The organism is Teredinibacter waterburyi (genome assembly GCF_001922985.1).
Taxonomy (GTDB): Bacteria; Pseudomonadota; Gammaproteobacteria; order Pseudomonadales; family Cellvibrionaceae; genus Teredinibacter; species Teredinibacter waterburyi.
In genome coordinates, this window is record NZ_MRUH01000019.1 from 143,218 (window position 1) to 154,909 (window position 11,692).

Below are 11,692 nucleotides of genomic sequence, written 5' to 3' on the forward strand. Positions count from 1 at the left end.
CATCAGCCGTAATATGAACCGGAATTAACCATGTATTTTAGCCAATATAAAACACCCGCCCTCATCATTAAGCGATCGACCTCGGATAAGATTTACCGGTACTCAATCGTGCAAATGATGTTTTTTTTGCTCATCAGTATTAGCACCAAATCTTTCGCCGATGTCACTCTACCGCGACTTCTAAGTGATGGCGCAATCTTACAGCAAGGCAGCGTACTAACATTGTGGGGGCAAGCCGATAAGGGCGAGCACATCAGCTTGCTGCTAAACGGTAAAGAGGTAGCCACTAGCCATGCAAACCCAGAAGCCGGCGGTTGGCAACTGATACTACCCGCGCAAAAAGCAGGGGGCCCGCACCGGCTAGCCTTTAAAGGCCGCAATACAGTGGTACTTAACGATATCTATTTTGGCGAAGTTTGGCTCGCCTCTGGCCAGTCGAATATGCAGTTGCCAATGGGCCGAGTCAGCGACCTATTTAGCCGCGATATAGAAAGTGCTAATGACAATACCATACGAATGTTTAATGTTCCGCTTGGTTACGACTTTAATGCTCCAGCGACAGACTTTCAAAAAGGTAGCTGGGAAAAAACCACACCAGAATCGGTAACCCAGTTCTCAGCCGTTGCCTATTTTTTTGCTAAAGCGTTACAACAAAAACTACAAGTTCCCATCGGTATAATTAACGCAAGCTACGGAGGGTCTACGGCCGAAGGTTGGATGAGCGAATCGGCACTGCGACAGTTTCCATTCCACTTAAACACCGCCAAAAAATTTCGTTATGCACCCTATTTGGATGAACTTAAACAACAAGACCAAGCGAATCAAAACCATTGGTATCAACAACTCGATGCGAATGATCTGGGTTTAACATCCACGCCAAGATGGTACGACACTGCAGCGAACGACAACAGCTGGCAATCGATTTCTATGCCGATGCTCTGGCCCGAAGCCAACCTTAACGACAGGCCCGGTAGTCGATGGCTACGCAAAACCGTACAGCTGCCACCGCAAGATAAGGACACACAAGGTCTGCTATATCTTGGTCGCATCGTCGATGCCGATACCGTCTATGTAAATGGCGTAAAAGTTGGCGGCACAACCTATCAGTATCCACCACGACGCTACAAAATTCCGCAGGGCATACTAAAAGCTGGCGCCAACACGATTGCGGTTCGCGTTATTAGCAATGGTAGTAATGGCGGTTTGATTACCGACAAACCCTACTTTTTAAAAACGGACAACACCCACATCGATTTACACGGCGACTGGAAAACCAAACAGGGCACGGCTTTAGATCCCCTACCGGCACCACTATTTCAGCAGTACACTCAACCGCTAGGTTTTTACAACGCAATGCTGGCCCCTGTTCAAAAGATGCAAATCAGCGGTGTCATCTGGTATCAAGGCGAATCGAATGTTAGCCGCGCGGACGAATACAAAAAGCTGTTTCCCGCAATGATTAATGACTGGAGGCAAGGCTGGCAGCAAAAGGATCTGCCGTTTATTTTTGTACAACTGGCCAATTATCTTGAACAACAGGAAACGCCACAGGAAAGCGACTGGGCCGAACTACGAGACGCTCAAGCTAGCGCATTAGCACTGCCAAACACCGCAATGATTACGGCAATAGATTTGGGAGAGTGGAACGACATTCACCCACTCGACAAAAAAAGTGTTGGTGAGCGCCTAAGTTTGGCCGCACGCAAGCTGGTCTATGGGGAAGCGACATTATTAGCTCAGGGCCCTACGGTAGAAAAAATTCAAGCAAAAGGTACCCGCTTAATTGTAACGTTCGGCAATACCGGCGATGGTTTAGCCATTGCTGAGGAGCAAAAAAAGAAAATCAACGACGCTCAAGGTTTTGCTATATGCGGGGCCGATGGGGTTTATTATTGGGCGCAAGCTCAGATTCGCGGTAATAAAATCGAGCTAAGCCATCCCAAGGTTTCGGCTCCCATTGCTGTTCGCTACGCTTGGGCAGACAACCCCAAGGCTAATATCGTTAACAGCGCAGGGCTACCGGCCTTTCCGTTTCAAATACAATTAAAAAGCCGTTAGCACACCCGATACTACATAAGCATATGCCATGGATGGCGCTTAGGGTTTTTCGTATAAACCAAATGCAATTGGCAGATACTCGCTCACCGCGGGAACATAGGTCACAATTAAAAGCGCGACAAACATCGCCGCATACAGCGGTAGTAACGGTCGGACTAACTTGGCAATAGTTGTTTGCGCAATACTGCAGCCTAAAAACAGCACGCTGCCAACCGGAGGTGTGCACAAACCAATACACAGATTCAACACCATCATAATGCCAAAATGCAGCGGCGACAGGCCGAGCTGAATGGCAACCGGTAGAAATATGGGGGTAAAGATAAGAACCGCCGGAGTCATATCCATAAATACACCAACCAACAATAGAATGAGATTGATGGTAAGCAGGATAATAATTGGATTCTCACTTAAACCAAGCAAGGCCGTGCTAATCGCTTGGGGAATATTTTCGTAGCTCAACATCCACGATAGCGCCGTCGATGCGCCGATAAGTAACATCACAATTGCAGTAGTTTCAACTGACTTAATAAAAATACCGGCCAAGTCGCCAATTTTCACTTCTCGATACACCAGCATTGAAAGTAGTAGCGAATATAAAACAGCGATTACGCTTGCTTCGGTAGCCGTGAAATAGCCACCGATAATTCCGCCAATCACCAGAACAATTAAAAATAAGCTCGGGAGCGCATCAAGGGTTTTTACGACCGCTTCTTTTGCCGTGGGCATCTTACCAACGGGCAAACCGTTACGCTTTGCATAAATGGCGCAAACGGCCATCAGGCTGCCAGCCACCAACAACCCAGGTAAATAACCCGCAATAAATAACGCAGCTATCGATACGCCGCCACTCGCTAAAGAATAGATAATGAGAATATTACTGGGCGGAATTAACAAACCTGTCGTCGATGCGGTAACGGTTAACGCCGTTGTAAAGTTGCGATCGTAGCCTTCTTTTTCCATGGTCGGAATCATAAATCCACCCACAGCTGAAGTCGCCGCAACCGCCGAACCGGACAGCGCGCCGAATAAGGTACAACTAATAATATTTACGAAAGCTAGGCCCCCGGGCAGCATTCCCATGATCACTTTCGAAAACTCAATCAAGCGAAAAGCGATACCACCGCGCCCCATTATCAGCCCCGACAAGACAAAAAATGGGATCGCCAAGAGTGCAAAGCTATCTATACCACTGCCCATCCGTTGCGCGATTGTTATCGCCGCTGGCGTAAAGTCGATGGTGAAAATCATCGCGGCAAACGTTGCCAGAGCAATACAAATTGAAATCGGCACATGCAGAAATAGCAACACCACAAAGGTCAACAATAAAACGATAACTGACGCTTCCATTTTAAAGCTCCTCCGGGTTTTTCTGCGCTAGCGCATTTGAGTCACCAGCGATGTTGCTGACGGATGTAAATATTCGCTCGAGGGAAAACAACGCAATCAACACGCCACTTATAGGAAGCGCACAGTAGACGTAGCCCATCTTCACTTGTAGTGCCGCCGAGGTTTGGTTTAACTCTAGCGTAAGCATCACCAGTTTCAGACCCCCGTAGAGCAATATCACAACGGCGAAAAACAAGCAGACAACTTCTATAAAAAGTGCAATCCACTTTTGCACACTTACATTGAACTGAGTCACTAGAATATCGAGACCGAGATGCGCGCGAGTACGATACGCGTAGGCTGCGCCAAGCAAGCTAATCCACACGAGTAAAAATCTCGCCAACTCCTCGGTATAGGAACTCGGCTGGGACATAATAAAACGCGTTATCACTTGCCAAGTTACGTCGACAACCATCAACGCCATTAAGAAGCCAACAAAATAGGCAAGTACACGCTCGAGCTTAGAAAAGAATATCGTCATGATTACAGCGCCTGAATTTTTTGCATTAGAGTGAAAGCATCGGTGCCACGAAAGCTTTCATGTAATTCCGTTACTCTCGCCATAAAAGGCGCTTTATCTGGGATTATCACCTCGACACCCGCCGCCTCTACCGCCGCCAGCGCTGCGGCTGTCTGCTCTTGCCACAGTTGCCTTTGGAAGACTACCGATTCGTCCATGGCAGTTTGCAACCACACCTGCTGCTGTGGAGTCAGTGACTGCCAAACGTAGGTACTAATCAGCACGATATCGGGTACAGAGGTGTGTTCATTCAAGGTGTAATAACGGGAAACCTCATAGTGCTTAGATGAGTAGAAGCTAGGAGGGTTATTCTCTGCACCATCAACAACGCCCTGCTGCAGGGCCGTATAGAGCTCACCCCAAGCGATGGGAGTTCCCGAGCCTCCTAGCGCACGTACCATCTGCAGTGCCGTTTGACTATTTTGGACACGAACTTTTAAACCGTTTAGGTCTTCTGGCGATTCAATACGCTTGTCTTTGGTATAAAAACTGCGGCTGCCTGCATCGTAGTACCCGAGCCCGCGCAATCGTACGCTTTCGCCCGCGAGCAACAACTCTCGACCAATCTCGCCATTAAGCACTCGCCAATAGTGTTCGTTATCACGGAACACATAGGGCAAATTGAAGACCTTCATCGCGGGTACAAAACCCTCCATAGGGCTAGACGACACCTTGGTCATCGCCAGGCTGCCGATTTGTAATAGCTCCATCAATTCACGCTCGGAGCCCAATTGGCCACCGGGGTATATGTCGACCCTCATGCTGCCAGCGGACAGACTATCGAGACGTGCGGCCATAAACTCGATGGCTTTGTGGACGGGATGATTCTGGTCGAGGCTGTGCGCCATTTTTAGCACACGAACATCTGAACGCTGAGTACAGCTGACAGCAAAAATGCAAAGCACCGTGACTAACACCGCACGGCATACCTTTTGAAGAGAGGTCATAACAGGGAACCTTAAGGTTTCTTTATTATAATTGCCCGAACCGACATCATCGCCGGTGAGCTAAACTGATAGCAACGCTAACATTAATCGGGCTTATGGTCATTATAACTAAATCCCCGCGTAAAAGGAGTTTAGTCGCAGCCGCTAAAATACGCGGCTATGGCGTAAATATCTCTTGCAAGAATACAACTAACTGTCACACTCGCGCAGCGAAAAACTAGCCTTAGTTTTGCGTTCGCATACCTTCTCAGGATTCTTGGATGAGCACTATTCGTGCAGCAACAAACGACGATTTAAACGCGCTTTTAGAGCTTGAACAGCAAAGCTTTAAATCGGACCAGCTGAGCCGTCGTAGCTTTAAACGCTTTATTCAAAACGAACAAGATGCACTACTGGTAATCGGTACCCCCGTTGTCGCCTACGGGCTGCTACTGTTTCATCGCGGCACATCACTCGCACGCATATACTCACTCGCAGTCGCCGAAGACCAGCAGGGCAAGGGCTATGCCCGCACACTAATCGAATCCCTCGAGACCAGCGCACTAGAGCGCGACGCATTATTTATTCGCTTAGAAGTGGCCAATAACAACACCCGCGCGTACCTCCTTTATCAAAAACTCGGCTATAAAGTGATCGCGACAGTGCCCAATTACTATGCGGATGGCGGCACCGCCACACGGATGGAAAAGCGTTTGAAGCGCCACCCGGACCGACCGTCACGACTGGCGTTCTACGCTCAAAATACCGAATTCACCTGCGGGCCCGCGTCGCTGCTAATGGCGATGCACAGCTTAGATCGCAAGGTGAAAATGCACCTCCCAGAAGAGCTACAAATCTGGCGTGAATCCACCACCATTTACATGACTTCAGGCCACGGCGGTTGCTCCGCACAAGGTTTAGCCGGGGCTGCGGCAAGACGGGGCTTTAAAGTTGAGCTTTGGGTATCACGTGTTGAATCGCCATTCCTTAGCGGCGTAAGAAATCAGCATAAAAAAGATATTATTCAAGCGATCCACAACGACGATCAATACAAACTCGATGCACTCGCGGTTCCTCAAATAGCGGGTGCAATTCACGTCGGCGGCATACAGACCGCACTCGCCGACGGCTACGCGGTAGTCCTACTCATTAGCACCTACCAACTTAATCGCAACAAGGCTCCGCACTGGGTATGGCTGGTGAGTATCGATGACAATTACGCTTACATTAACGACCCCTATGTCGATACCGACGAATATCGCATCGACGACGATCAAATCTATGTCCCGGTGCCGCTCGCGGTTTTTGCACGGATGATCGGTTATGGCACGGTACGCTACAGCGCCGCCGTTTTAATCAAACAAACATCAGAGAACGACTAATGAAAGTCTTCGCATACTGTCTTGCCAAGCAATTTGATACCAACCCGTTGAGTGAATACCTACATCGTAACCACAATGGCATTCGCTACAAAGATGCTTGGTGGGTTGAGAAACTAGAGGCAAATTTCGCACTGTTTGATTATGGGGTTGTTGTGGTCTGGCAGACTACGGAAACGCCATTCGACCGAAAATTCACATGGCTTCAAGACTTCTGCATTGATAGCCTTGAACAATTCGAACTCGATACATTTAGCTACGAGCCCGACTCCAAAATCTTCCGCATACATAAAGATTTAATTCAACTTGCCGAGCCAAGCGCCTTATCGTGCTTGGCATTAAGCCACGCCCTAGCGCAAAGCTGCAAGCTCGCCACCTTTGAATTAAGTGCACGGGATATTATCGAACGCTGCGCGTCGGTGACTGACCAGATAATGCAATACGGCACCACCAAAATGTCCGCGAAACAAGTCGCCAAACTTCGAGGTACTCTATTTAAGTCAAAAACAGATATTCTTTTAAAGTTTGATTTACTCGATACACCAGAATTCTTTTGGGAATACCCCGAGGTTGAAGACTATTACACCAAAATGATTAGCTATCTTGATGTACCTCAGCGCTTGCGGCTGATCCAGCAAAAACTAGACACGCTTAACGATCTAATGGCAATGCTTGGAGACGAACAAAAACATCGCCACTCATCTTTTTTGGAGTGGATAATCATTTGGCTGATCGCAATTGAAATTGGCATTTTCTTCGGCCACGACTTCTTCAAATTGTTTTAGTGGACGACGAAGTATTGTTGCCAGCAGAATCAATAAGACAAAAAAAAGACCGCCGAAGCGGTCTTTTTTTTGTGCAAATCAACGATTACTCGAGGATTTTAGCAACAACACCAGCACCTACAGTACGGCCACCTTCACGGATGGCAAAACGTAGGCCTTCTTCCATCGCGATTGGAGCGATCAAAGTAACAACCATTTGAACGTTGTCACCAGGCATAACCATCTCTACGCCTTCAGGAAGTTCACATGCACCAGTTACGTCAGTTGTACGGAAGTAAAACTGTGGGCGGTAACCTTTAAAGAATGGAGTGTGACGACCACCTTCATCTTTCGACAAAACGTAGATTTCAGACTCAAACTTGGTGTGTGGCGTGATAGTGCCAGACTTAGCCAATACCTGGCCACGCTCAACGTCGTCACGCTTAGTACCACGTAGAAGAACACCAACGTTCTCACCCGCACGGCCTTCGTCCAACAACTTACGGAACATTTCAACACCGGTACAAGTAGTTTTAACAGTGTCTTTAATACCAACGATGGAGATTTCTTCACCAACTTTAACGATACCACGCTCAACACGACCGGTAACAACAGTACCACGACCAGAAATTGAGAATACATCTTCGATAGGCATCAAGAATGGCTGATCGATAGCACGCTCTGGCTCAGGGATATAAGAGTCAAGAGTTTCAACCAACTTCTTAACAGCAGTAGTACCCAACTCGTTGTCATCTTCGCCGTTAAGAGCCATCAAAGCAGAACCAGCAATGATTGGAGTGTCGTCGCCAGGGAATTCGTAAGTGTCTAGCAACTCACGCAATTCCATTTCAACCAATTCCATCATCTCGTTGTATTCTTCAGTACCAACGCCGCCACAATCTTCAGCAAGAAGATCAGCTTTGTTAAGGAATACAACGATGAAAGGAACACCAACCTGACGAGAAAGCAGGATGTGCTCGCGCGTCTGAGGCATTGGACCATCGGTAGCACCACATACTAAGATCGCGCCATCCATCTGAGCAGCACCAGTAATCATGTTTTTCACATAATCGGCGTGTCCGGGACAGTCAACGTGCGCGTAGTGACGAATAGGTGAATCGTACTCTACGTGTGACGTTGCAATAGTAATACCGCGCTCGCGCTCTTCAGGAGCGTTATCGATACCGTCAAATGCAACGGCTGCGCCGCCCCATACTTCGGAACATACCCGAGTCAAAGCTGCTGTAAGAGTAGTTTTGCCATGGTCAACGTGGCCGATAGTACCAACGTTTACGTGGGGTTTGTTACGTTCAAATTTTTCTTTAGCCACTGTTCTATTCCTCTAAATTTTCGAACTTAAATACAAAATGAATTATCCACCGGTTTTGTTCTTACTAATGATTTCTTGCGCGATATTGCTAGGTGCTTCAGCGTAACGCTCGAACTCCATGGTGAAGGTCGCACGACCTTGAGTTGCAGAGCGTAAATCAGTGGCATAGCCAAACATTTCAGCCAGAGGCACCTGCGCATCTACAACCTTACCCGAAGGATTCTCGTCCATACCCTGAATAAGACCACGACGCCGGTTCAAATCACCAACCACGTCACCCATGTTCTCTTCAGGAGTTACGACTTCGACCTTCATCATTGGCTCAAGCAAGACTGCACCGCCTTCCTGTGCCAATTTCTTAGTCGCCATAGAGGCTGCAATTTTAAAGGCCATTTCGTTGGAGTCAACATCGTGATATGACCCATCGTAAATAGTCGCTTTAAGCCCCAACAAGGGATAGCCCGCTAACACACCATTCTGCATTTGCTCAGCTATACCCTTTTCAATCGCGGGGATGTATTCCTTCGGAACCACACCACCTACGATCTCATTGACGAACACTAACTTGTCTGCGTTTGAGTCCTCGGCCGGCTCAAATTTGATCCATACATGACCAAACTGACCGCGTCCACCGGACTGACGCACGAACTTACCTTCTATCTGCGAGCTACGTGTTATGCGCTCGCGGTAAGCCACTTGTGGCTTACCGATATTTGCTTCAACGTGAAACTCTCGACGCATCCGATCAACTAGAATATCGAGGTGTAATTCACCCATTCCAGAAATAATCGTCTGCCCAGTTTCCTCGTCGGTTCTCACTCGGAACGATGGATCCTCTTGCGCCAACTTACCAAGCGCAACGCCCATTTTTTCCTGGTCTGCTACGGTGCGCGGCTCCACAGCAACCGAAATAACCGGCTCGGGGAATTCCATGCGCTCCAAAATAATTCGATCGTTCTCGGCACATAAAGTATCACCGGTGGTGACATCCTTAAGACCAATTGCGGCTGCAATGTCGCCAGCCAAAACCTCTTTAATTTCTTCACGACTATTAGCGTGCATCTGTACCATTCGGCCAATACGTTCTTTTTTCATTTTCACCGAATTATACACTGCAGTGCCACTTTCTAGGCGGCCAGAGTATACACGGAAGAACGTCAATGTGCCCACGAATGGATCTGTCGCTATCTTAAATGCCAGAGCTGCAAAGGGAGCGCTATCATTGGCTGGTCGAGTGGCATGAGTTTCGCCATCTTCGAGCAAGCCATCTATCTCTTTCACTTCCGTTGGCGCGGGCAAATACTGAACAACAGCATCGAGCATTGCCTGCACACCTTTATTCTTAAACGCTGAACCACCAATAACTGGAACCAGCTCGTTAGCTAGTGTGCGCTTACGAATCCCGAAGACTATCTCTTCTTCACTCAGCTCACCGCCTTCAAGATACTTATCCATCAACTCGTCAGTTGCTTCTGCGGCACACTCGATCATGTATTCGCGCATCTTTTGACAGCGCTCCAACAAATCGTCCGGAACCTCGCCATAATCAAAGGTCATACCCTGATCTGCAGCGTTCCAATGAATCGCCTTCATCTTAACGAGGTCGACTACGCCTTCAAACTTATCTTCTGCACCTATAGTCATTTGTAGCGGTACAGGAACAGCGCCTAAACGTGTTTCAAGCTGCTTCACCACCATCATGAAATCAGCACCAGCGCGGTCCATCTTGTTTACAAACACAATCCGTGGAACGTGGTATTTATTTGCTTGACGCCACACAGTCTCGGTTTGAGGCTGTACCCCGGAGGAACCGCAAAGAACAACCACAGCGCCATCGAGCACCCGCAAAGAGCGCTCAACTTCAATAGTGAAGTCAACGTGTCCAGGCGTATCAATAATATTGACGCGGTGCTGTTCAAATTGCTTCTGCATTCCAGACCAGAAACAGGTCGTAGCGGCCGAGGTGATGGTAATGCCTCGCTCCTGCTCCTGCTCCATCCAGTCCATGGTAGCTGCACCGTCGTGAACCTCACCAATTTTGTGAGATAGCCCGGTGTAAAAAAGTACGCGTTCGGTTGTGGTGGTCTTACCTGCATCAACGTGCGCACAGATACCGATATTTCGATAACGTGCTATTGGCGTTTTACGTGCCACTCTAGTGTCCCCAATTCGCGTTTTTTCTCGTAAATATAAACCCTCGCCGCCGAACAAACTGCAACCAAGGCTTAACAAATTCTGTATGTAAACAACTGCGTTTTCGCACTTTTCAAACGGTAAAAGGCAGCTTTTAGGCTGCCTTCTGCTGCATAAAAATAACGCTTAAAAATATGCGAAACGCAGTAGAGAACTTAGAAACGGAAGTGCGAGAACGCCTTGTTGGCTTCTGCCATACGGTGTACGTCTTCACGCTTCTTAACAGCACCACCTTTACTCTGGGATGCATCGATCAACTCACCGGCCAAACGCTGAGGCATAGACTTTTCACCGCGACTGCGAGAATAATCCACTAACCAACGCATCGCGAGAGCTTCACGTCGTGATGGGCGAACTTCAACCGGAACCTGATAAGTCGCACCACCTACGCGGCGGGATTTTACTTCCACCAAAGGAGCGATGTTCTCAAGTGCTTCGCTAAAAACTTCTAGCGGGTCGCGGTTCGTTTTTTCTTCAACCTGCTTTAGAGCACCGTAAACGATTTTCTCTGCAACTGATTTTTTACCACTAACCATTACGTGGTTCATAAATTTGGCCAAAGTCACGTTACCAAATTTGGGATCTGGCAATACTTCGCGCTTGGCGACGACTCTTCTTCTAGGCATGTTACTAACTCACCAATTTACTCACAATTCAGGTTTTCCCGGGACGCTGAGTAATGATCCGCCCGGCCTTACTGGTTCTACCTTAAAACGCTTTCCGGGCCTATTAGGCCTTAGGACGCTTAGTACCGTATTTAGAACGAGCCTGTTTACGGTTGTTAACGCCGGAAGTATCCAAAGAACCGCGTACTGTGTGGTAGCGAACACCTGGCAAATCTTTTACTCGACCGCCACGAATCAATACAACACTGTGCTCCTGCAAATTGTGGCCTTCACCACCGATGTAGGAAGAAACCTCAAAACCGTTAGTCAAACGCACACGACATACTTTACGAAGTGCTGAGTTTGGCTTTTTAGGTGTAGTCGTATAAACACGAGTACAAACACCACGGCGCTGAGGACAGGCTTCCAAAGCACGTACGTCACTCTTTTGAACCTTGCGTTTTCTCGGCTTACGAACCAACTGGTTGATCGTTGCCATGAAAATAAACTCCAACTATTACTTTATGTCCC

At 48.0% G+C, this 11,692-nt stretch carries 10 protein-coding genes; 3 read left to right on the forward strand and 7 right to left on the reverse strand.

Annotated features, from left to right (window positions below):
- The first annotated feature begins 114 nt into the window (after positions 1 to 114).
- On the forward strand, positions 115 to 2,058 hold the full coding sequence (locus IDZ20_RS02245) for a sialate O-acetylesterase (RefSeq protein ID WP_245792064.1): 1,944 nt from the start codon (positions 115 to 117) through the stop codon (positions 2,056 to 2,058).
- 39 nt (positions 2,059 to 2,097) lie between these two features.
- Here the strand turns inward: IDZ20_RS02245 and IDZ20_RS02250 are convergent, their stop codons facing one another.
- Genes IDZ20_RS02250 through IDZ20_RS02260 form a run of 3 tightly spaced genes read right to left on the reverse strand, consistent with a single transcriptional unit; the run spans position 2,098 to position 4,812 of the window.
- Entirely contained in the window at positions 2,098 to 3,405 is a 1,308-nt protein-coding gene (locus tag IDZ20_RS02250) for a TRAP transporter large permease (RefSeq protein WP_188149800.1), read from the reverse strand.
- 1 nt (position 3,406) lies between these two features.
- Positions 3,407 to 3,925 (reverse strand): TRAP transporter small permease, encoded by a 519-nt coding sequence (locus tag IDZ20_RS02255; protein WP_188149801.1) that lies wholly within the window; start codon positions 3,923 to 3,925, stop codon positions 3,407 to 3,409.
- A gap of 2 nt (positions 3,926 to 3,927) precedes the next feature.
- Entirely contained in the window at positions 3,928 to 4,812 is an 885-nt protein-coding gene (locus IDZ20_RS02260; protein ID WP_245792065.1) for a TRAP transporter substrate-binding protein, read from the reverse strand.
- Between the two features lie 359 nt (positions 4,813 to 5,171).
- On the opposite strand from IDZ20_RS02260, the gene IDZ20_RS02265 reads away from it, so the two are divergent.
- Together IDZ20_RS02265 and IDZ20_RS02270 are read left to right on the forward strand one after the other, a co-directional pair.
- The gene (locus IDZ20_RS02265) at positions 5,172 to 6,272 is read left to right on the forward strand and encodes a GNAT family N-acetyltransferase/peptidase C39 family protein (protein WP_188149803.1); all 1,101 of its coding nucleotides are present in this window, start codon (positions 5,172 to 5,174) and stop codon (positions 6,270 to 6,272) included.
- Positions 6,272 to 7,054: an RMD1 family protein gene (locus IDZ20_RS02270; RefSeq protein ID WP_188149804.1), complete on the forward strand. Its 783-nt coding sequence runs from the start codon at positions 6,272 to 6,274 to the stop codon at positions 7,052 to 7,054. The genes IDZ20_RS02265 and IDZ20_RS02270 overlap by 1 nt, the downstream gene beginning before the upstream one ends.
- An 85-nt stretch (positions 7,055 to 7,139) precedes the next feature.
- On the opposite strand, the gene tuf is transcribed toward IDZ20_RS02270, so the two are convergent.
- From tuf to rpsL, 4 genes are all read right to left on the reverse strand, one after another.
- Positions 7,140 to 8,363 (reverse strand): elongation factor Tu, encoded by a 1,224-nt coding sequence (tuf, locus tag IDZ20_RS02275; RefSeq protein WP_188149805.1) that lies wholly within the window; start codon positions 8,361 to 8,363, stop codon positions 7,140 to 7,142.
- Positions 8,364 to 8,405: 42 nt separating this feature from the next.
- On the reverse strand, positions 8,406 to 10,517 hold the full coding sequence (fusA, locus tag IDZ20_RS02280; protein WP_188149806.1) for an elongation factor G: 2,112 nt from the start codon (positions 10,515 to 10,517) through the stop codon (positions 8,406 to 8,408).
- Between the two features lie 194 nt (positions 10,518 to 10,711).
- Positions 10,712 to 11,182, reverse strand: a complete 471-nt coding sequence (rpsG, locus tag IDZ20_RS02285; protein ID WP_188149807.1) for a 30S ribosomal protein S7 — start codon at positions 11,180 to 11,182, stop codon at positions 10,712 to 10,714.
- 103 nt (positions 11,183 to 11,285) lie between these two features.
- On the reverse strand, positions 11,286 to 11,660 hold the full coding sequence (gene rpsL, locus IDZ20_RS02290) for a 30S ribosomal protein S12 (protein WP_188149808.1): 375 nt from the start codon (positions 11,658 to 11,660) through the stop codon (positions 11,286 to 11,288).
- Positions 11,661 to 11,692: the final 32 nt, after the last annotated feature.